Genomic DNA, 19,805 nt, shown 5'->3' with positions numbered 1-19,805 from the left:
TAAAAAGCGTCCCTTTTTTCACTAAATCTCCAAGTTTTTTACACTAAAAAAGATTGAGATCTGAAAAGACCTCAACCTTTTGTATATTGTTTCATGTTGTCTTCTTTTATTATTTTTTGCCTTTAAGTTTGCGTGACGCTTTGATTTTAGCCTTTGTCAACGCTGGTTTTAAATGTTCGATAACATAGAATAATGGTTGGTTGAGCGGATAATCGAACTCACCGATTTTCTCGCTTAAATACGTACCCCATGTTTTCTTGAAGGCCCATAAGCCATAGTGTTCTGAATCTTTATCCGGATCATTGTCTGTGCCGCCGAAGTCATAAGTTGTTGCGCCTTTTTCACGTGCATAACGCATCATTTCAAATTGCATATGGTGGTTCGGCAAGAAGTCACGATAATCATTTGAAGATGCACCATATAAATAGTATGATTTCTGACCGCAGAACATTAACAGTGCGCCTGATAAATAGACACCTTCAGGATGTGTGCTTTCTAGTTCTTTCATTTGATCGATCAATTTTTGGTTGCGTGCAATTTTCGCTTCTGCATCTTTGATTTTATTTAATGTTTTCTTGTCTTGTTTTTTCTGTTTCAAACGTTCGATATCTTGTTCGACTTCCGCATTTTCGCCGTTTAATTCTTTTAATACAGGTGCAGGCTCTAATTTCACTAAGAATAATTCAGCGTCGCCGTCCGGATGCAGCGCATCATAGATATTTTCGAAGTAGCTGATATCACGTGTTAAGAAACCATCGCGTTCACCTGTAATACGCATTAAATCAGCAAAAATTTTCAAATCTTCGCGGCCTTTGCGTTCTACTTTTGTACCGCGTTTCAATGCTAGACGTACCTTTGAACGGTTTCTGCGTTCAAAACTTTGAATCAGTTCTTCATCTGATTTATCAATCGGTGTAATCATTGTCATACGCGGTTGGATGTAATCTTTAGATAAACCTTCTTTAAAGCCTTTATGTTTGAATCCTAATTGTTTCAAGTGTGTTAAAGCTTGTCCTGCTTTATCTACTTCAACATCCGGATCGATTTTTATCGTATATGCTTTTTCGCTTTGTGCTGCAGCTTTTGTATGTTCAAGGAGGGCTTCGATGACTGCTTTATCATCATAATCTGCGACGAACCCTCGAGATACATAACAAAGTGTGAACGGCAATTTCGGTACTTTTTTGAAAAGGAGTTGTGCTACCCCTTTGATTTCACCGTTTTCTCCGACAGCTACACGTCTTGAGTACCACCCTGTCAATTTCTTCGTTTCTGCCCATTGTGTGAGTTGAAGCAAATCACCATTCGGATGAGATTTAACAAATGCATCATGTTCTTGGTTCGTGATATTCATCTTTTCCATAAAATAAAAATCTCCTTTATTTTCCTTACGCTATCTAGTTATTATACAATGAAACCAAACGACTTTCATGTTGTATCCTCACACAGGATCCTTTTAAACATTAAAGACATCGAGGTGAGAAATGTGAGAAATATCTTTTTAGGTATCATGATTGTATTCAACTTCATTGTTATTAGTATAACATTAGCTAACCATGTTCAAATAGATAATTTAAGCTTGCGCGTATTCTTTACTGCATTCTCTGCAGTCATCGCAGTTTATCTTGTCCTCTTGCACAGGTCAAAGCTCGACTTAACATTAGCCGTAATATTATTGGTCGTTGCTTTAACACATGCGGTTATGATTGCAAATGCTGTGTATCATTATATTTATTAATACTTATGGGATAAAGTGGTATTCTCCGCCGCGTGTCACAATATTATAAGGTGTGTCTGTATCGCTGTCTTGAATCACGATTGAATACTTATTTTTGCGGCCTTCTTTAATACAGTATTCAATCTCTTCGCCAGGCAATGCCAAAACAGTCATCCCTTCATCTTCTGAGACCACTTCCATATCAAACCAATCTCGCCATTGATTCACAACGAGTGCTTGTTTCGTTGCTTGAATTTCAATGGCTTTTATTTTGAACTGCGGCTGAAATTTGTTTGCCAGCAGCTCTTCTCTTTGTGATTCGGATTTTTTCCATTCAATAAAGAAAGGCGGTTTTAATTCCGCGTCGGGCTGATTCAAATATAATAAACGCCAAGAAGTTTGTTCTCCCTTTTTATTCTCACGACCCATTTCAATCGGTCCGACAACATCTAATCCTTTTGATTCGAAATCATTCTTTAATTGGTCGATATCATCTGTACGTAAAGCAATGGCTTTAAAGCCTTGAATGAAATTATCCTGTACAATTTTTGCGACGAATGAAACACGGCCTTCATTTGTTTTAATAACACGTTTTAATTTCTCTTCATCATTCACACCGATTAATTCAATATAAGCAAGGTCTGTATAAGCAAGTTTGTTATGTGTACCGTAACGATTATGCAATCCGCCTGGTGAAAGCTTCATCACTTCTCCAGGATATTGGAACTCATCAATGTGTTTAATGTAATGGATGATATGATCAAATTTTAAGTGCGGCATTACAACCATCCTCTCTTATTTTTCTCCATCTTATCAAATAATGTACACGAATGCTTTTTTTAGGAACAAATTCAAAAAAGAACTTGATTTTTACTTTCAGATTCTCTACAATGGAAAAGTAAATTAGTTAGCTAAGCTAACCTTTTATAGATTGTACGAAGTCTTTTCAAACTACCCTGCAAAATAAAATGTTACTTCGTGCGTTAGGAGGTTGTGCCTTTATCGAAAGGTTTGCAACCTCTATCTTAATTTAAGGAGCCGCATCTTATGGAAACCAATCAATTATTCAATAGTTTTACAGAACTTTACAGACCTTATATTAAACAAGTACAACCTTTGCTCGATAAGTATCATTTGCATACTGCACAATTTTTAGTGTTGAAAGATATTTATCTGCACGCACCTACAACGTTAGTTGAAATCTCAAAACGCCGTTCTATTGAGAAACCTTCAACACGCAAATTATTAAAAGTCTTGCACGAATTTGATCTATTAACTGTCACTCCAGGGGAAGATAAGAGACAGAAATTATTAGGACTTACAGACAAAGGCAATACTATCTATCACGAAGTGATGGAACAAGTAACAGCCTTTCAGCAAAACAGCATTAAAGCAGCGGGTATTTCACAAGAAGACATGGAATGTACAATCAAAACACTTCAATCTTTAAAAAACATTTTATAGGGAGGTATCAGCTTGAACCAAAGCCACGCACAACACGCACCGATTTGGACTAAAAGTTTCAATATGAACTTCATGGTCAACTTTTTCGTATATCTTTGTATGTATCTCTTAATCGTCGTGATTGCAGGATACAGTAAAAGCGAATACGGTGTTTCAGATAGTTTATCCGGTCTGGTAACCGGTTTATTCATCGTCGGATCTTTAATCGGACGTTTTATTACGGGGAAATATGTGAACGCTATCGGTCCGAAGCGTACATTGCTCATCGGACTTGTCTTTTTAATTATTACACAAGCACTTTACTTTATCGAAGGTTCGCTTGGTTTTTTAATGTTCACACGACTTATCAACGGTATTGCGACAGCTGTAGCAACCACAGCAACAGGTACGATTGCGGCTTATATCACACCGCCAGAACGTAAAAGCGAAGGCATCAGCATGTTCTCGCTCAGTCTTGTTTTAGGTACAGCTGTAGGACCTTTCTTTGGTTTATTACTTTCAAACCACTTCTCAATCGATGTATTATTCGGTTTATGTCTCGCATTAGGCATCATCGGACTCTTGCTTTCATTCTTGATTCAAATCAATTTCGAAACAACATCAGAGCCAGCACAAACAAAATCTAAAGGCTTCAGCTTGAGTCAATTTATCGCTAAAGATGCCGTACCGATTGCGATAGTTATTTTAATTACAGGTGTGACTTACTCATCTGTACTGACATTCTTGAAGTTCTTTGCGGAAGAACGCAACTTAGTTGCTGTATCTAGTTACTTCTTTATTTTCTATGCTTTGACTTCATTAGTCACACGTCCTGTAACTGGACGCTTAATGGATAACAAAAACGAAAACGTTGTCGTTTATCCATCTTACTTATTCTTATTACTCAGCTTCGTGCTGTTATACTTCTCACATTCAGGCTGGATGTTACTGCTTGCCGGTGCAGCATTAGGTGTCGGCTACGGCAACTTGTCATCACTCATGCAAGCCATTGCCATCAAAGTTACTACACCTGAAAAATACGGACTCGCAACATCCACATTCTTTATCGGTATTGACTTCGGTATCGGATTCGGCCCTTCTGTATTAGGCGCCTTTACTTCAATGATTACGTATGCACAGCTTTATGGTTACATGGCTGTCCTTACAATCATTACCGCAATCGTCTACTACTTCTTACACGGCCATAAAGTAAAATACCTAGAAACAAATTAATATCAACCACTCTGAGAAGTTTGAACAAATAGACTTCTCAAAACCTAGAAAACAGGAAGATTTTCATAGCAAAAAATGAAAATCTTCCTGTTTTTAATTTTTATTGAGGACACAGAAAAAATTAATACTGCATTTAAATAATCCATCCTTTTTCCATGGCTTTCTTCCATGCATCAAAGCGGTTTTCCGTTTCCATTTTATCAATCACATTGGAGATGTAGTTGCGTACAGTGCCATTTGAAAGAAAAAGCTTTTGTGCGATTTCTTTGCTTGAGTAGCCATTGCCGATTTCTTTTAGGATCAGCTGTTCTGAAGGCGTTAACGGATTTTTCTCTTTAAAGAAAGTAGTCATTAAAGATTCGCTGTATTCCTTTTGCCCTTGCATTACGTTATGCATAGTCTTAATCAATTCATCTACAGACCGTTCTTTTAAGACATAAGCATCCACATCATTTGCGACAGCTCTTTCAAAATAACCGGGACGTTTAAACGTCGTCACAATGATGACCTTAGTCTCAAGTTCAGCTTCGCGGATATTACTTAATACTTCAAGGCCTGTTAATCCAGGCATTTCAATATCCAGCACTGCGATATCAGGTGCTTGTGCTTGTATCATTTCCCATGCTTTTGAACCACTCGCAGTATCTCCTGTAATTTGAATCGATGCATCCATCTCAATCAGCTGTACCATCGCTTGTCTCAACATTTCTTGATCTTCAGCTAATACTACAGAAATCATAAGCTTTCACCTCTTGGAATTTCAATCGTTAATGTCACACCATGATGAGACGCGATGTTGAGTGTACCGTTTAATAATGCGACACGTTCTTCAATGCTGTGCAATGTCTGTGTTTCGTTATCTTTCATCCCTAAACCGTTATCACTGATCATTAAAACAATCGCTTGCTTTTCTTCTTTCAGCCATCCTGTAACTTTCGTCGCATGTGCATGCTTGATAATATTATTGACCGCTTCTCTCAATATCATCGACAGTACGGATTGCTGTCCCCTATTCATTGTTCTGGCTTGATCTTCCCCATTAAACTCAAACGCAATATCGGCTTGATCCAGCAAATTGCGTACTGATATCACTTCTTCTTTAAAGTCTTGAAACTTTAATGTTTCGACAATCCCTCTGACCTTATTTAATGCTTCTTTTGATAGTTCGTTGACCATCATCATTTCTTTTTTAGCTTGTTCAGGATGCTGATCCACAAGTTTGACTGCGAGTTCTGATTTGATACTTAAACTCGCAAAGACGTGTCCTAACGTATCATGCAGGTCTTGTCCGATTCTTTGGCGCTCTTGTTCCGCAATTAGTAAATTAATATAGCGGTTTTTCTGCTCTAGCTGTGCTTTTGCTTTACTCGAATCATTGATTCTGAAATTGCTGAATAACGCGATTAATACTACCAAGTCTAAAACAAAAATGATGGGTGAAGCTGCCGGCAACATGTACAATGAAATCCCAGTCGCCACTAACAGTGCAATAAAATAAAGGATGGTCTCAATTGATTTAACAGAACATTGATAGACATAAGGCAGTACAAATGAACCGAAAAAGAAGAACATAATAAACATACTGCCCATTGCCCAGCAAAAATATATCACACCTGCTAAATAAATCAGCCACGCAGCTATACGCCGCACTTTAAAGAGATAAATATCTGATAAGATAATGATAATATAGTTGAGCGAAAACACGACAATCCAAACAATCGCAAGGGCTAATGGTCCGTTAATATCAATATAAAATAAATTGATAATTGGAAATACAAGATAGATAAAACTGCCGACCCCAAATGGATTCTCTTTAACTTTGCGTAATAAATAATCCAATCACACCACATCCGTTTTCTTCTGAATGGCTAAAGCAAGAATTATAAATAGTATACAATAACCAGAAAGAAAACCAAGTGCAGTAAAATTAATCGTTTGATCTTGCACAAACTCCAAACCTAAATGTTTAAGCTGATATGTCGGTGTATAATAAGAAAGTTTATCTAACCATTTCGGAAACAGATCTGTCGGGAACCATAAACCGCCGGTGATTGCTAAACCAATATATAATAAGTTGCCGATACCGCCTGCTTGTTTAATATCAGCACTTTGCGCAATCAATAAACCGATAGATAAAAACAAACTGGATCCGATCCACAATAACAATCCAGAAATCAGCCACTCAGACGCCGGCATTTCAATATCTCTGACTGTTGCGCCTACAATAAAAATCAGCACAATCGTAATGACAAATAAACTCATCATCTTCAACACTTTTGCCAAATAATAATGTGCAGGTGTCATCGGTGTCGCAAACAATTTCTTTTGCCACCCGTTTTGTTTATCCAGCAATAATTCAGTCGGGAAAGTCATGAGCGAGAAACTCGTCAGACTGAAAGTTGTCATATTAAATAATATTTCTTTATAGACTTGGTTTTGCTGCGCTTTTGGGACATCATTAATGGCAGTAAAGAGTAAGAAAAATGCGAGCGGCAAGCCGATTGATAGTAACAAATAGACCTTTTGACGCAAAGTAACGGACCAATCTAGTTTTAAGTAGCTTAAAATCATGCTGAAACCTCCCCTTCCCCTTCAAATACATAGTCTTCAATCGAACCTTTCTTGATTTCGATTTCGTTCAAATCAAGCTTTAACCCCATCAAGATTACTAGTACAGCTTGCACATTATCCGCAACGATTCTCAGTTCTCCTTGATGTTTCTGATAAGCTAACGTTGTATGCTGTTTAATTTGCGGTTCATAAATTTCAGGCATGCAGATTGTTGAAGCTCTGTTTTCATGTCTGAGTTTCGAAGGCGTTGTATCATTAATGACCTGTCCTTTTCTCAACACAACCACTCTATCAGCCACACGTTCTACTTCTTCTAAGTAATGCGTCGTATAAAGAATTGTTTTGCCTTCTGTTTTCAACGTTTCGATCAAAGACCAGAAATAACGTCTTGTCTTCGCATCCATCGCAGAAGTCGGCTCATCTAAGATAATCAGCTGCGGTTTGCCGACCATTACGAGCGCAAAATCTAATAAACGCTGCTGACCGCCGGATAATTTATTCGCATATTGATTCATCTGCTGCTTGCTGAATTGTGTCATCTTTTGGAATGCATCAAACGTTAACGGGTCTTTATAAAATGAAGCATATAACCGATAAAGCTCTTTTACTTTTACAAAATCATTAAATACAGTCTTTTGGAAAAGCACACCGATTTGGCTGGATTTGAAACCATCCATATCGATGGTTCCGCTGTCAGGGTGCAGATTGCCTAAAATCAAATCAATCAATGTAGATTTCCCAGCACCATTTACACCGATGAGTGCCGTACAATTGCTTTGTGCGATGTCTAAAGTCACATGATCTACTGCTTTTGTGCGTTTAAAACTTTTTGTTAACTGATTTATCTTTATCATAAGCCCACCTCATTTCAATTTATATTAATTGTATATCTTGAAATAATTCGGCTCTAGTAACGTCTGTCACTTCTTGTTTATGACATTTGTCATATTTATTTCATATCTGAAGATTGCATGATTTGTGAACCTATCACTCAAATTATTCAATCTTTCGTCATAATGTCCATGATATCTCACTAATTTTACTATTATAGTAAACGAAACATAATAGATTTAACTTGAAAAACGTTATATAATATAATAAGTTATTCTATTAATATTCCCAGGGGAGTACAACAACGAAGAACAGAAGGAGGAATATCTATGACTCAAACAATTGACCAATTTATCGATACCGAATGCAAGCTCAGCCAAATTAAATACTGGCTGAAGTCCGAGTATCATCTGTCCATGGAAGAATTCATTATTTTATATCGTTTCTTTGGTACAGACAAAATTACCGGTAAAGTGTTAAGAGATTCATTACATTATGACATGAAATGGAATACGAGTAAGATTGATGTATTAATTCGCAAGCTTTACAAAAGAGAGCTCATTGCTAAAGAACGCTCTGAAACTGATGAGCGTCAAGTTTTTTATTTACTTAATGATGCACAACGTCTGTTTGTGGCACAAGTGATTAAAGAATTCAAAGTAAATGCGAAGTAATAAAACATGAAAAAGCGTGTATTTTCAAAATGAAATTGAAAATACACGCTTTTTTAATTTAACCGCCGATATAATTCATGTTGATTTTCTTGCGTCGGCGGTTTGCGACAGTTTGTTCTGTACGCTCATCAGAATAGCGATCGTCTCGAATATTCCAAAGTTCTTCAAATTTTGCTTGAAGCTGTTCATCTGTTTTGCCTGAACGCATAAACTCTTTGACATTAAAGCCGTCGACTGTACTGAATAAACAGCCGTAGAACTTGCCGTCTGATGACAAACGCGCTCTGGTACATGTAGAACAGAATGATTGAGAAACACTGGTAATCAATCCGAACTGTGCACCGTTATCTTTATGACGATAATATTTTGCGACTTCCCCATAATATTTTGGTTCGACTGCTTCAATATCGAACTCATCTTCAATCATCGTCAACATCTCATCTTTAGTTACGACTTTGCTGAAATCCCAGCCGTTATCATTGCCGACATCCATAAATTCAATAAAACGTACTTCAATATCTTTATCTTTGAAGTATTGAATCATCGGAATAATCTGGTCATCATTAACACCTTTTTGCACCACTACATTGATTTTTACTTTAAAGCCGATAGATACAGCATAATCAATTTGTTCAAGGATGGTTTGTGCCTTGATATTGCGGTTATTAATGGATTGGAAGAGTTTATCATCTATCGCATCCAAACTGACGTTAATACGTCGCAAGCCGGCATCATATAAATTCTGACCATGCTTTTTCAGCAATAAGCCGTTCGTTGTTAAACCGATATCTTCTACGCCTTCTATTTTGTTTAAGGCCGCAATTAATTTATATAAATCTCTGCGCATTAAAGGTTCTCCGCCTGTGATACGGATTTTCTTCACACCTAGTCGTGTATATACGCGAGCAATTCTTTCCATTTCACTGAAAGTCAATAATTCATCTTTGGGTAAAAAGACAAAGTCATCGCCGAAAATTTCTTTAGGCATACAGTAATCGCACCTGAAATTACAGCGATCTGTCACGGATAATCTTAAGTCGCGAATCGGACGACCGAGTTTATCTGTTATTTGTTTTACCATCTTTTGACCCCCTTCTCTTTCTCTGATTACGCTTGATGCTTTACATCAAAGCGAATGATTTTCAACACTTGCTAAATCTTGGGGATAGTTGATATTTTTATACCAATTCGGTTGTGTTTCTGCCTCATGCACATCTAACCAGTCTGAAGCTACTTGGTTATATACATGCTTCATACTGTAATCATCAGATTCTAATGCACGTGCAATTACCGGCAGACATGTCGGACTGTAAAATGCGATAGTCGGTATCGGGAATCCGTCTTCCTTATACCCTGCAATATCCAATTGATCCTCAATCAGATGTTCAACTAGGAACCGGTATAATGCACTGATGGCTTTTTCAGTGACAAGCGGTGTGTCGACTGAAATCACAAAGAAGAGTTCCGCTTCATAATCTTGTTTCATCACTGAATAGATCCCTGAAAGCGGCCCTTTATCTTTATGCTGAGGATCATCTACAATCACTTTCACATTTTCAAAACAATCTGCCAGTTCCGCATTGGAACTGACAATAATTTCACTGAACATATTTGTTGCTTCTATCGCATCTATGATGTGCTGATAGAACATTTTGTTATTAATTTGTGCAAATGCCTTTGGGGCGCCGAAACGTTCTGAACGCCCGCCTGCTAATATAATTGCTTTCACTTTCTGTTAACCTCCGCTTACCGGTGGAATCAAAGCAACCACATCTGAAGGCTGAATCATTTCGTGATTCGGCACAAATTCTTCATTCAGTGCAACTTGAAATTGTTTCCCGTTGATTTCAGGATACTTATCAAATAAATAGTCTTTGAATGCTTCCACTGTCATTTCATCGTTGATTTGAAATTGATCATTGTCTTTTTGCAAAATTTCTTTGATTTCCGCAAAATAAAGGACTTTCATTCTGTTTGCCCCCTTTCAATTGCATCATCATGATAACCGCGTTGATGGCCGATCCATTCAGCGCCATCTTCCCAAATTTCTTTTTTCCAAATCGGTACGACCTCTTTGATGCGGTCAATCGCATATTCATTGGCCGCATAAGCATCTTTTCGATGCGGTGAAGATACTGCAATCAAGACTGCAATATCAGAAATATGAAGCGGTCCGATACGGTGTACGATACTGACAATCGTACCCGGCCATTGTTCATTGATTTCATCGCCGATTTGAGCTAATTTCTTCTCTGCCATCGGGATGTAAGCTTCATATTCAAGGTGTTCTGTACGAATCCCTTTTGTCCATTCGCGCACATGTCCTGTAAATACTACAACTGCCCCTTGGTGCGGTGTCAAGGTGAAGTCGCGGTATTGTTCTGTTTGAATCGGATCAGTGACAACTTCGAATTGTTTCATTTTGACTCATCCTTTTTTCTATCGATAAAAGATATCAGCCATTCTTTTAAATGGCTTAAATCTGAAGTATTTTGAAACGGTAACTTATATTGTACATGACTCAGCGCTGATAAAGAAGAGTATTCCTCAGAGTTTTTATAAATAATGATTTTATCGTAGTCTGCTTGTTTGAATCCTTCAACCAGCACAATGTCATAGTCAATCGTTACAGCTTTGGCAATAATGCGGGATAAATCAGATTCGGCAGTACGTGTTAACGTTTCGCGCAATTGATGTCCTTGCACAATACTTTGGTCAGCACCTGCATTAAAATGTTTCATATGATCGACTTCAGCATCAGGCAATGCAATATCTTCAGCACCATGCCCATGATGCTTAATCGTAACCACACGATAGCCTTGTGCTTTCAAAAATCCAACCAGTGCTTGCATCACTGTGGTTTTGCCGGAATCTTTATATCCCACAATCTGTAAAATCATAATGACAGTTCCTCTTCGAATGTATCTGTTTCAGTTAAGATAACATCTACAGTATGGCCTTTTTCAAAGCCGCGAGTTCCGCTCGGCAGCATAATCATCGCATTGCTGTGGGCAATTGCTACAACGGCACCTGATTTGTTAAAACCTGAAGGTACTACTGTTGCTTGCATACCATTTAATGTTGCTTTAGCACGAATGAAACGTGTAAATGGATTAGCTTTCTTGAAGTCTTCCATTAAAGTTGCTTTAACGACTTGCGGGAATCTCTCATTTGCGCCCATCATATTCAATACTGCCGGTTTCACAAATAACTCGAAACCTGTATAGCAAGCAGATGGATTGCCTGATAAGCCGAATAAATAATGGCCGTCTGCGACCGCAACAGTTGTTACACTGCCTGGACGCATTTGCACTTTATTGAATAATACTTCAGCACCCAACGCTTTATAGATAGATGGCAGATAATCAAAGTCCCCGACAGATACGCCGCCTGTAGTAATGACCATATCATGTGTTGATAAAGCTTCTTTTACAACAGCCAAGCTGCTTTCGAAGTCATCTTCTTGAATTTTATAAACTTCTCCAGTTAAACCGAACTGTTTCAATAATCCTTGAATCATCGGTCCGTTGGAATTACGGATTTTGCCTGGTTCTAATTCATCATCGACATCTAAGAGTTCGCTGCCTGTTGCGATAATCGCAGCAGAAGGCAATCTTTTCACCGGTACTTCTGTATAGCCGAATGTCGCAAGTACCGCAATTGCACCGGCATTGATACGCTGACCTTGTTTCAATACGACATCTCCGACTTCTGTTTCTTCGCCTTTTAAAGATACGTTTTCATTCGGTTCGAATGGCTTGCGGATAGTAAATGAATGCTCGCCTTCTCGCGTTTGTTCCAACATGACTACAGCGTCTGCACCTGCAGGCATTTCTGCACCTGTCATGATGCGCACTGCTTGATTCGGACCTACTGTTTTATCAGAAACACTGCCTGCGCCGATGTGATCAATCACTTCGAATTCGATACGGTTGTCGCCGCTTGCCCCTTGTGTATCTTCACTGCGCAGCGCAAAACCATCGAAAGGCGATTTATCAAAGCGCGGAATTTCATATGTTGCTACAATATCTTCTGAAAGAATATAACCTAAACTGTCATTTAAAGGTACGTTTTGACCTCGCATGCGAATATCTTGTTCTACCACACGTTTAATGGCTTCTTTCACCGCAATCGGATTTCTCTTTTCAACTGGCATATACTATCTACTCCTATCATTCAATTTATTTCATGCTATAATGTCTTAGCGAGGAGGAATAACATGTCTGAATTTACTCATATTAATGCACAAGGGAATGCGAAAATGGTCGACGTTTCAGATAAATCGATTACGAAACGTACTGCAGTTGCACATTCCAGCATTACAGTTAACGAAGCAATTTACAAACAAATTATCGAACATACAAATAAGAAAGGTAATGTGCTGAATACTGCCCAAATCGCGGGAATCATGGCAGCTAAAAATACCTCTACGATTATTCCTATGTGTCATCCGCTCTCACTGACAGGTATCGATATTGCATTCGAATGGGATACAACATCGTCTTATACACTTAATATTGAAGCAACCGTCTCTACTTCAGGCAAGACCGGCGTAGAAATGGAAGCTCTCACAGCTGCTTCAGCAACAGCTTTGACCGTTTACGATATGACCAAAGCACTCGATAAAGGCATGGTCATCGGTGAAACTTACCTTATCTCAAAATCCGGAGGCAAATCCGGCGATTACCAGAGAGCCTCTGACTAATCTGCTTATTTTAATGCAATACCCGTTTTTTGAGTAAAACAATAAAACAGCACAATAACGCGAAATGATGCATAGCGATTGTATAGCTACGATTGCTTTGAAGTCATTTCGCTTTTTTCATGTTAAGCCTATTATATAATGCATAAAGCCTATATGAAATAGGCTGAATGGATGAAAAATGATGCTAAGAAGCGGTTAGACTTCTACCAAAGTAAAAACTAACCGCTTAATCTTGCCTTTATTTTGTTAATTCATGAATTAAATGGTTCAATTCTGGTTTAATCAGTTTTTCCAATGCAAGTTTCACGGCACCTGAAGAACCTGGTAATGAGAAGATCAATTGTTCGCCCACTGTACCGCCGACAGCACGTGATAATAACGCACGTGTTCCGACATCTTCTGCATAGCTTAAATATCTGAACAATTCTCCGAAACCTTCAATTTCTTTTGTCAGTAATGGTGTAACTGCTTCGATTGTCACATCACGTTGTGCAATACCTGTTCCTCCTGTTGTAATAATGACATCTACACCGTCATTCAACCACAGCTGAACTTGTTCAGTAATCGCTTGTTTGTCATCTTTGACAATTGTGTAGTGCTCATCTGTAATTTCCACATTAAGTTCAGATAATAATTCTTTAGCCAGTTTGCCGCCTTTATCTGTTTCTTTTGTTCTTGTATCAGACACGGTTAATACCGCCGCATTAATCGTTCTATCTAATTTGACATTAACATGTTCATTCTTCATTCAAATCGGCCTCCAATTTCAAAGATTTATCCTAATAATTGATTCATAAGCTTGATAGCTTCTTCAGGTCGTGTCATGCCGTGAATCAGCATCCGTCCGCCTGAGAAGCTCACAATACGATGATTGTTGAATTCAAAACGGATCATATAAGGATTCGCATGATATTGAATATGATGCGTATCTAAATATGCTCTGAGCATTTCCTGGGTAATATCTTCATTGTTGTACTGCACAGTATCTCTGCCGCATAATGTCGCAAACTGCAAATCTGTATGATTTAAATGCGGATAAGTCGGTGCTTTGCCGCACGTATGACATTCTGGATTGAACATCCGGCTGAAACCGAACGTATAATGCGTACCTTCCCAAATATCGCCGTACGTCAATTTAGGCGTAAAGGGTGTTTCGGTTAGAATTTTCAACGCATCTCGGATTTGAAGACTTGTCGTCATCGTCACCGCCGGCTGAATTACCCCTACTGTATCACAAGTCATATTAATTACCGGCAGCTGCGGCATCAAACAGTTGAAACAAGGTGTCTGTCCCGGAATAAAAGCAGCTTCAATGTATGTACTTTGTACTACACCGCCATATATCCAAGGTATCTCGTATTTGTACGCAAAGTCATTGACTAATAAACGCGTATCAAAGTTGTCTGTCGCATCTAATATTAAATCTGCAGACTGTCCGTAATCCTCGAGAAACTGAGGATTTACTTGTGCAATATGCGCATCAATCACTACATCGCTGCGAATAGCTTGCAGCTTTTCTTTAGCCGCAATGACTTTCGGCATCGCATCGATCGCATCCTTTTCTGTATACAGCATTTGTCTTTGCAGATTACTGAATTCGATATAATCTCTATCCACTATCGTCAACTGACGAATGCCTGCTCTGACTAATCCGTCAGCGATATGTGTTCCTAATGCACCCATACCGATAATCAGGACATGCTTTTGCGTTATTTTCTGTTGTCCCTCTGCTCCGATATTCTTAAATAATATTTGTCTGGAATAACGTTCTGACATCTTTCTATCCCTTCCTAAAAGTGCATTGTCTTTATTATAAGATGAAATGCTGTACGATACAATTGTTCCAATTATTTATCAAAAATACAACCCGGTTTCGCATACTTCATGCAAAACCGGGCTGTCATGCAACTATGTTGTTTTCAAGTGGCCGATAGTAATGATTTCATCAGCTAATTGCTCTGCTTCATAATGAGAATGTGTCACAAAAATAATCGGAATCTGCCATTGTTCAAACAATTGATGCACCAGACGCATACTTTCATCTTTCGTCGCATCATCTAAACTCGAGAATGGTTCATCCAGCATCAATAAATCCGGTCGTGTACTTAATGCTCTCGCTAAAGCAACCCGTTGTGCTTCCCCGCCTGATAATCTTGCTGGATATTGTTTGGTCAGATGACTGATATTCAGTTGATGCATCAGTGTCTTTATATGTTCAGACGGTTGTGCCATAAACGTAATATTTTGATACACCGTCATATTCGGAAAGAGCTGATAATCTTGAAATAAATATCCTAATTGACGCTCTTGGATTTTAACTTGAATCCCTTGTTTTGTATCGGTTAAAACATGGTCATTGACTTTAATAAAGGCTGTGTCAGCTTCACGCAAACCTGCAATCATATTTAAGATGGTCGTTTTGCCGATGCCGGAAGGCCCGCGTATTGCATAAATTTTAGGCACTTCATCTTCAATAGCTAATTTCAGCTTTTCGCCTTTCAACTCATGTTCAATTTGGATGGCAAGCATCTTAATCCACCTCCAAATAGCGATCTCGATTTATCATATTGATAGTACCTATGACCGTTACCGCAAAGGCTACCAAGACGAGTACCCATAACCAAGCTTGGTTCTCTTTGCCTTGTTCGACTAAGAAATAAATTTCAAGCGGCAAGGTATTGGTTTTATTCGGAATATAACCAGCGACCATCAATGTCGCACCGAATTCTCCGATTGCACGGGCAAACGCCATCATTACACCAGAAAGTATGGCACGTTTTGACAGCGGCAATATCAATCTATAGAAGATTTTATTTTCACTTGCGCCCATTGTTCTCGCTGTGTTGAGCATTTTATGATTGATGCCTCTGAAGCCTTGGATGGTGTGCTGATACATGAGCGGAAAACTGACGACAACTGACGCTATGATTGCACCTGTGATTGAAAAGACGACCGGCAGATGCAAGACGTTCGTCATAAACGCTCCAACCGGACTTCTCGGAGAGAAGATAATCAGTAGTAAGAACCCCATCACCGTCGGCGGTAAAACGATCGGCAGAATAATAATACTTTCTAGAAGCGTTACGATGCGGCCGCGACGATGATATAACAGTCTGGCTGCTAAAATGCCAAGCAGTGTCACAATGATCGTGCTGATCACCGCCACTTCAATCGATATCCAAAATGGCGTTAAATCAGGCATATGTACTCCTCCTACGCTTCAAAATGATATGCTCTCAAAATCTTTTTAGCTTCATCTGATTTCAGAAACTCAATCCATGCTTTGCCGAGTTGATTATCAGATGTTGTCCCTGCTTCGTATACAATCGGTTCTTTTAATTGTACTTGCTGAATTGCTTTCACTTTATCATCTTTAGTTTTATTTTGATATAAATCCGTTTGATACACAAAGCCGAGCTGTGCATTGCCTTTTGCTACATAATTCAAGACTTGGCGCACATCTTTCGCAAAGACCAGTTGATCTTGTACCCCATTATATAAGCTGTTTGCTTTTAAATAACTTTCTGCGTACTTGCCAGCAGGTACTGATTTCACTTCGCCGATGGCTAATTTATCACCAGGCTTCAAGTCTTTGACTGATTTTGCTTTAGTGCCTTTTTCACCAATCAATACTAAATTATTTTTGGCATAATCATAAACATGATCCGCTTGTTTTTTATCCTTTAATGCTTGCACATCTTTTTTATTTGCGGACATCAAGACATCTACAGGTGCCCCTTTTTCAATTTGCTGTCTTAAAGCACCTGAACCGCCGTAATTAAATGTAACCTTTGCATCTGGATGCTGCTTCTTAAAAGCTTGCTCCAAATCTTTCGTTACATCTGTTAAACTTGCAGCCGCAGCCACATGCAGTGTCTGTTCTTTTGATTTGCTGTCGGATTGCTTTTGATTCGAGCATCCTGCCAGCACCAAGCCGATAATGAACAGCATGGCTGCGATAGATTTCAATTTCATTGCCAGGTCCTCCTAAAAGATAGATACACCTTCGATTATACGCTTAAATTTCATAAATTCCAGTTTGAATTTGTTCTCAATACATTTCATTATTTCAACATTTGCCTATAAAAAAAGACCAACGCAAAGGTTGGTCTTAAGCACTTTATAATGTTGAGACAAAACGTTGAAAGGCTTTAAAGCCTTCTTCTGTACGTTTAAAGACGCCGGCATCTTCTAACACACGTTTGAACTTCTGACCCATCGCATCATGAATAATACTTTCCGCATTTTCTTTTGTAAATGTATGTTCTGCTTTTAAGTCCTCAGCCCATTGCTGATGCACACCTAAATCTATGGATGTGTCTCCTAATACATAGCGTGCAACGTCTTGTAATTCTTGTTTGAGACGTGCCGGTAAAATCGCTGTTCCCATCACTTCGATTAAGCCGATATTTTCTTTCTTAATATGCTGAACATCTTGATGCGGGTGGAAGATACCATCCGGATATTGTTCAGATGTTTGATTGTCTCTCAATACTAAATCTAGTTCATACTGCCCTGTTGCTTGTCGGAATCTCGCAATCGGTGTCACAGTATGATGACGTTCACCGTCTTCACTGTATGCTTTCACACTTACTGATTCATCGCTGTATGCATTCCATTCATTAAAGATATGTTCTGCCGCATCGACTAACTGTGCTTGGTCTGTACCTTTCAAACGAATCACACTCATCGGCCAGTCTAACAGCGCTGCGTTTACATTCGGATAATTATCTAACGTAAACGTATCGATTTCTTCCGCATTATCCATCGGGAACGTATGACGTCCTGTTTGATAATGGTTATGCGATAAAATAGACCCTCCGACTATCGGCAAGTCCGCATTAGATCCTGCAAAGTAATGCGGGAACTGCTGCACAAATGAAAGTAAATTGATAAATGTTTGGCGTTCAATCTTCATCGGTACATGATGCTCTGATAATACAATACTGTGCTCAGGGAAATAAGCATATGGTGAAAATTGGAAGCCCCAGTTCGCACCGTCTAATGTAATTCGGATAATACGGTGATTACGACGAGCAGCTTGTGTTACTGAACCTTCATAACCTTCATTTTCCATACATAAAGCACATAACGGATAGCTTGTTTGTTTCGCTTGTTTAGCAGCCGCAATCTCTTTGGCGTCTTTTTCAGGTTTCGACATATTGATCGTAATTTCTAAATCACCATAATGTGTCGGTGTATAGTAATGAATATTTTGTGCAATGGCATCTGCTTTTATATAGTGATTGCGTGCACAGATATCATAAAAATATTGCGTCGCTTTTTGCGGGTCTTCTTGATACAGTGCTTTAAAGTTTCGATTAATCGTAGAAGGTTTCGGTGTAATTAAATCAAGCAATTTTGTTTCTATGATTTCTTTTTGATACACCGCATCTTCGATCAAACCATGTTCAATCATTTGATTGATCCAATATTGCGCAATTTGGTTCGGTGTATCAAGCTCTGATAAATCAGCTTCTGTCTGTGTCTCTAAATCTTCTGCTTTAGTAATTTCTAAAATAAGATTCTGAACGTAAAAATTGTCCTCTGTTTCAAAATCTCCATATTCTATCGCATACTGAATGAAGCGTTGTACCAGTTGTTGATTCAACTTCATCTCAATAGCCTCCTCGTTTATTTATCGTCGTAGCCGTTTGGATGTGCGCGGTGCCAATTCCAAGCTGTTGCAATGATTTCTTCTATGTCGTCATGTTTAGGTTCCCAGCCTAAAACTTTGCGTGCTTTATCGCTGGATGCAATCAATTTGCTAGGATCGCCTGCACGGCGTTCTCCGATTTCAGATTTAATCGTTTCGCCTGTTGCTTTGCGTGCAGCTTCTACAATTTCAATTACTGAGTAGCCTTGGCTGCTGCCTAAGTTGAATGCACCGCTTTCGCCGCCGTTTTTAAGATATTGATAAGCTAAGATATGCGCATCAATCAAGTCTGTGACATGCAGATAATCTCTGACACAAGAACCATCTTCTGTATCATAATCGACACCGAAAATTGTAATCGCATCTCTTTGGCCTAAAGCCGCTTCAAGCACGATAGGAATCAAATGTGTCTCAGGGTTATGATCTTCCCCGATTGTGCCGTCTTCTCGTGCACCCGCTACGTTGAAGTAGCGCAATGCTGTATAGTTCACACCATAAGCGTTATGACACCAATGCATCATTTTTTCCATCATTAACTTGCTTTCGCCGTAAGGGTTTGTCGGTGCTTTTTGCACATCTTCTTGAATCGGTACAACTTCTGGTTCGCCGTATACCGCTGCTGTTGATGAAAAGACAATTTCATTCACATCATGTGCTTTCATTACTTCTAACAGTACTTGCATACCATAAACATTATTGTTGAAATATTCGAGTGGTTTTTGAACTGATTCTCCGACTAAAGAGTAAGCGCAGAAATGAAACACACCTTCTACCGCTTCTTTTTCAAAGACTTGATTCAAGAATGCTTTGTCTCGAATATCGCCTTCATAAAAACGTACTGCTTCTGGCACTGCATCTCTGTGTCCTGTACCTAAATTATCTACCACTGCGACATCATAACCTTCATCTAATAATTGATGTACAGCATGACTGCCGATATAACCTGCGCCGCCTAATACTAAAACTGACATAAAA

The 19,805-nt window shown here is 38.8% G+C and carries 24 protein-coding genes; 5 read left to right on the top strand and 19 right to left on the bottom strand.

The features are described 5' to 3' along the window. Positions 1-109: 109 nt before the first annotated feature. Positions 110-1,363, bottom strand: a complete 1,254-nt coding sequence (locus tag DVJ99_RS01265; RefSeq protein WP_114602848.1) for a lipid II:glycine glycyltransferase FemX — start codon at positions 1,361-1,363, stop codon at positions 110-112. A 114-nt stretch (positions 1,364-1,477) separates the two neighbouring features. On the opposite strand from DVJ99_RS01265, the gene DVJ99_RS01260 reads away from it, so the two are divergent. Then, on the top strand, positions 1,478-1,738 hold the full coding sequence (locus DVJ99_RS01260; RefSeq protein WP_240430798.1) for a hypothetical protein: 261 nt from the start codon (positions 1,478-1,480) through the stop codon (positions 1,736-1,738). A gap of 3 nt (positions 1,739-1,741) precedes the next feature. Here the strand turns inward: DVJ99_RS01260 and DVJ99_RS01255 are convergent, their stop codons facing one another. Beyond that, the gene (locus DVJ99_RS01255; protein ID WP_114602846.1) at positions 1,742-2,497 is read right to left on the bottom strand and encodes a VOC family protein; all 756 of its coding nucleotides are present in this window, start codon (positions 2,495-2,497) and stop codon (positions 1,742-1,744) included. Positions 2,498-2,764: 267 nt separating this feature from the next. Here DVJ99_RS01255 and DVJ99_RS01250 point away from each other — a divergent pair, with 267 nt between their 5' ends. Both DVJ99_RS01250 and DVJ99_RS01245 read left to right on the top strand, forming a co-directional pair. After that, positions 2,765-3,181, top strand: a complete 417-nt coding sequence (locus DVJ99_RS01250; protein ID WP_114602845.1) for a MarR family winged helix-turn-helix transcriptional regulator — start codon at positions 2,765-2,767, stop codon at positions 3,179-3,181. A gap of 12 nt (positions 3,182-3,193) precedes the next feature. Beyond that, positions 3,194-4,393 (top strand): MFS transporter, encoded by a 1,200-nt coding sequence (locus tag DVJ99_RS01245; protein ID WP_481900528.1) that lies wholly within the window; start codon positions 3,194-3,196, stop codon positions 4,391-4,393. A 133-nt stretch (positions 4,394-4,526) separates the two neighbouring features. Here DVJ99_RS01245 and DVJ99_RS01240 read toward each other — a convergent pair whose 3' ends face one another. From DVJ99_RS01240 to DVJ99_RS01225, 4 genes are read right to left on the bottom strand one after another with little or no spacing between them, the layout of a single operon-like run. Continuing rightward, entirely contained in the window at positions 4,527-5,132 is a 606-nt protein-coding gene (locus tag DVJ99_RS01240; RefSeq protein WP_114602844.1) for a response regulator transcription factor, read from the bottom strand. After that, positions 5,129-6,232 carry a sensor histidine kinase gene (locus tag DVJ99_RS01235; protein WP_114602843.1) on the bottom strand — a complete coding sequence of 368 codons (1,104 nt, stop codon included), beginning with the start codon at positions 6,230-6,232 and terminating at the stop codon, positions 5,129-5,131. Before DVJ99_RS01235 ends, DVJ99_RS01240 begins: the two co-directional genes overlap by 4 nt. Further along, positions 6,233-6,964: an ABC transporter permease gene (locus DVJ99_RS01230; RefSeq protein WP_114602842.1), complete on the bottom strand. Its 732-nt coding sequence runs from the start codon at positions 6,962-6,964 to the stop codon at positions 6,233-6,235. After that, entirely contained in the window at positions 6,961-7,818 is an 858-nt protein-coding gene (locus tag DVJ99_RS01225) for an ABC transporter ATP-binding protein (protein WP_114602841.1), read from the bottom strand. Before DVJ99_RS01225 ends, DVJ99_RS01230 begins: the two co-directional genes overlap by 4 nt. Before the next feature lie 306 nt (positions 7,819-8,124). Between DVJ99_RS01225 and DVJ99_RS01220 the strand changes: the two genes are divergently transcribed. Next, a complete protein-coding gene (locus tag DVJ99_RS01220; RefSeq protein ID WP_105993294.1) occupies positions 8,125-8,469 on the top strand; it encodes a transcriptional regulator, SarA/Rot family in 345 nt (114 codons plus the stop codon). Between the two features lie 58 nt (positions 8,470-8,527). Here DVJ99_RS01220 and moaA read toward each other — a convergent pair whose 3' ends face one another. From moaA to DVJ99_RS01190, 6 genes are read right to left on the bottom strand one after another with little or no spacing between them, the layout of a single operon-like run. Then, positions 8,528-9,550: a GTP 3',8-cyclase MoaA gene (gene moaA / locus DVJ99_RS01215; protein WP_105993293.1), complete on the bottom strand. Its 1,023-nt coding sequence runs from the start codon at positions 9,548-9,550 to the stop codon at positions 8,528-8,530. Between the two features lie 45 nt (positions 9,551-9,595). Further along, positions 9,596-10,198: a molybdenum cofactor guanylyltransferase MobA gene (gene mobA / locus DVJ99_RS01210; RefSeq protein ID WP_114602840.1), complete on the bottom strand. Its 603-nt coding sequence runs from the start codon at positions 10,196-10,198 to the stop codon at positions 9,596-9,598. 6 nt (positions 10,199-10,204) lie between these two features. Then, positions 10,205-10,438: a molybdopterin converting factor subunit 1 gene (gene moaD / locus DVJ99_RS01205; protein WP_105993291.1), complete on the bottom strand. Its 234-nt coding sequence runs from the start codon at positions 10,436-10,438 to the stop codon at positions 10,205-10,207. Further along, positions 10,435-10,890, bottom strand: a complete 456-nt coding sequence (locus DVJ99_RS01200) for a molybdenum cofactor biosynthesis protein MoaE (RefSeq protein ID WP_105993290.1) — start codon at positions 10,888-10,890, stop codon at positions 10,435-10,437. Before DVJ99_RS01200 ends, moaD begins: the two co-directional genes overlap by 4 nt. Further along, a complete protein-coding gene (mobB, locus tag DVJ99_RS01195; RefSeq protein WP_114602839.1) occupies positions 10,887-11,369 on the bottom strand; it encodes a molybdopterin-guanine dinucleotide biosynthesis protein B in 483 nt (160 codons plus the stop codon). The genes DVJ99_RS01200 and mobB overlap by 4 nt, the downstream gene beginning before the upstream one ends. Beyond that, positions 11,366-12,625 (bottom strand): molybdopterin molybdotransferase MoeA, encoded by a 1,260-nt coding sequence (locus tag DVJ99_RS01190; protein WP_114602838.1) that lies wholly within the window; start codon positions 12,623-12,625, stop codon positions 11,366-11,368. The genes mobB and DVJ99_RS01190 overlap by 4 nt, the downstream gene beginning before the upstream one ends. 63 nt (positions 12,626-12,688) lie before the next feature. Here DVJ99_RS01190 and moaC point away from each other — a divergent pair, with 63 nt between their 5' ends. Further along, positions 12,689-13,174 (top strand): cyclic pyranopterin monophosphate synthase MoaC, encoded by a 486-nt coding sequence (gene moaC / locus DVJ99_RS01185; protein WP_114602837.1) that lies wholly within the window; start codon positions 12,689-12,691, stop codon positions 13,172-13,174. A 238-nt stretch (positions 13,175-13,412) separates the two neighbouring features. Here the strand turns inward: moaC and DVJ99_RS01180 are convergent, their stop codons facing one another. The 7 genes from DVJ99_RS01180 to galE all read right to left on the bottom strand — a co-directional run bounded on the left by DVJ99_RS01180 (position 13,413) and on the right by galE (position 19,801). After that, complete coding sequence (locus DVJ99_RS01180) at positions 13,413-13,922, bottom strand: MogA/MoaB family molybdenum cofactor biosynthesis protein (protein WP_105993286.1); 510 nt, start codon at positions 13,920-13,922, stop codon at positions 13,413-13,415. 26 nt (positions 13,923-13,948) lie between these two features. Beyond that, positions 13,949-14,950, bottom strand: a complete 1,002-nt coding sequence (locus tag DVJ99_RS01175) for a ThiF family adenylyltransferase (protein ID WP_114602836.1) — start codon at positions 14,948-14,950, stop codon at positions 13,949-13,951. A 132-nt stretch (positions 14,951-15,082) separates the two neighbouring features. After that, positions 15,083-15,703: an ATP-binding cassette domain-containing protein gene (locus tag DVJ99_RS01170; RefSeq protein WP_114602835.1), complete on the bottom strand. Its 621-nt coding sequence runs from the start codon at positions 15,701-15,703 to the stop codon at positions 15,083-15,085. Between the two features lies 1 nt (position 15,704). Beyond that, positions 15,705-16,376, bottom strand: a complete 672-nt coding sequence (modB, locus tag DVJ99_RS01165; RefSeq protein ID WP_105993283.1) for a molybdate ABC transporter permease subunit — start codon at positions 16,374-16,376, stop codon at positions 15,705-15,707. 11 nt (positions 16,377-16,387) lie between these two features. Further along, positions 16,388-17,149 carry a molybdate ABC transporter substrate-binding protein gene (gene modA, locus DVJ99_RS01160; RefSeq protein WP_114602834.1) on the bottom strand — a complete coding sequence of 254 codons (762 nt, stop codon included), beginning with the start codon at positions 17,147-17,149 and terminating at the stop codon, positions 16,388-16,390. A 145-nt stretch (positions 17,150-17,294) separates the two neighbouring features. Beyond that, positions 17,295-18,791: a UDP-glucose--hexose-1-phosphate uridylyltransferase gene (gene galT / locus DVJ99_RS01155; protein WP_114602833.1), complete on the bottom strand. Its 1,497-nt coding sequence runs from the start codon at positions 18,789-18,791 to the stop codon at positions 17,295-17,297. Positions 18,792-18,808: 17 nt separating this feature from the next. Further along, the gene (galE, locus tag DVJ99_RS01150) at positions 18,809-19,801 is read right to left on the bottom strand and encodes a UDP-glucose 4-epimerase GalE (RefSeq protein WP_105993280.1); all 993 of its coding nucleotides are present in this window, start codon (positions 19,799-19,801) and stop codon (positions 18,809-18,811) included. Between the last annotated feature and the right edge of the window lie 4 nt (positions 19,802-19,805).

It is taken from the genome of Staphylococcus sp. EZ-P03, from assembly GCF_003344575.1.
Taxonomy (GTDB): Bacteria; Bacillota; Bacilli; order Staphylococcales; family Staphylococcaceae; genus Staphylococcus; species Staphylococcus simulans_B.
This window is presented reverse-complemented; position numbering and strand designations above follow the sequence as displayed.

Coding starts and splice junctions, on each gene's coding strand:
- DVJ99_RS01265 (WP_114602848.1), bottom strand. CDS start 1,363: ATGGAAAAGATGAATATCACGAACCAAGAACATGATGCATTTGTTAAA.
- DVJ99_RS01255 (WP_114602846.1), bottom strand. CDS start 2,497: ATGCCGCACTTAAAATTTGATCATATCATCCATTACATTAAACACATT.
- DVJ99_RS01250 (WP_114602845.1), top strand. CDS start 2,765: ATGGAAACCAATCAATTATTCAATAGTTTTACAGAACTTTACAGACCT.
- DVJ99_RS01240 (WP_114602844.1), bottom strand. CDS start 5,132: ATGATTTCTGTAGTATTAGCTGAAGATCAAGAAATGTTGAGACAAGCG.
- DVJ99_RS01230 (WP_114602842.1), bottom strand. CDS start 6,964: ATGATTTTAAGCTACTTAAAACTAGATTGGTCCGTTACTTTGCGTCAA.
- DVJ99_RS01225 (WP_114602841.1), bottom strand. CDS start 7,818: ATGATAAAGATAAATCAGTTAACAAAAAGTTTTAAACGCACAAAAGCA.
- DVJ99_RS01220 (WP_105993294.1), top strand. CDS start 8,125: ATGACTCAAACAATTGACCAATTTATCGATACCGAATGCAAGCTCAGC.
- moaA (WP_105993293.1), bottom strand. CDS start 9,550: ATGGTAAAACAAATAACAGATAAACTCGGTCGTCCGATTCGCGACTTA.
- moaD (WP_105993291.1), bottom strand. CDS start 10,438: ATGAAAGTCCTTTATTTTGCGGAAATCAAAGAAATTTTGCAAAAAGAC.
- DVJ99_RS01200 (WP_105993290.1), bottom strand. CDS start 10,890: ATGAAACAATTCGAAGTTGTCACTGATCCGATTCAAACAGAACAATAC.
- mobB (WP_114602839.1), bottom strand. CDS start 11,369: ATGATTTTACAGATTGTGGGATATAAAGATTCCGGCAAAACCACAGTG.
- DVJ99_RS01190 (WP_114602838.1), bottom strand. CDS start 12,625: ATGCCAGTTGAAAAGAGAAATCCGATTGCGGTGAAAGAAGCCATTAAA.
- moaC (WP_114602837.1), top strand. CDS start 12,689: ATGTCTGAATTTACTCATATTAATGCACAAGGGAATGCGAAAATGGTC.
- DVJ99_RS01180 (WP_105993286.1), bottom strand. CDS start 13,922: ATGAAGAATGAACATGTTAATGTCAAATTAGATAGAACGATTAATGCG.
- DVJ99_RS01175 (WP_114602836.1), bottom strand. CDS start 14,950: ATGTCAGAACGTTATTCCAGACAAATATTATTTAAGAATATCGGAGCA.
- DVJ99_RS01170 (WP_114602835.1), bottom strand. CDS start 15,703: ATGCTTGCCATCCAAATTGAACATGAGTTGAAAGGCGAAAAGCTGAAA.
- modB (WP_105993283.1), bottom strand. CDS start 16,376: ATGCCTGATTTAACGCCATTTTGGATATCGATTGAAGTGGCGGTGATC.
- modA (WP_114602834.1), bottom strand. CDS start 17,149: ATGAAATTGAAATCTATCGCAGCCATGCTGTTCATTATCGGCTTGGTG.
- galT (WP_114602833.1), bottom strand. CDS start 18,791: ATGAAGTTGAATCAACAACTGGTACAACGCTTCATTCAGTATGCGATA.
- galE (WP_105993280.1), bottom strand. CDS start 19,801: ATGTCAGTTTTAGTATTAGGCGGCGCAGGTTATATCGGCAGTCATGCT.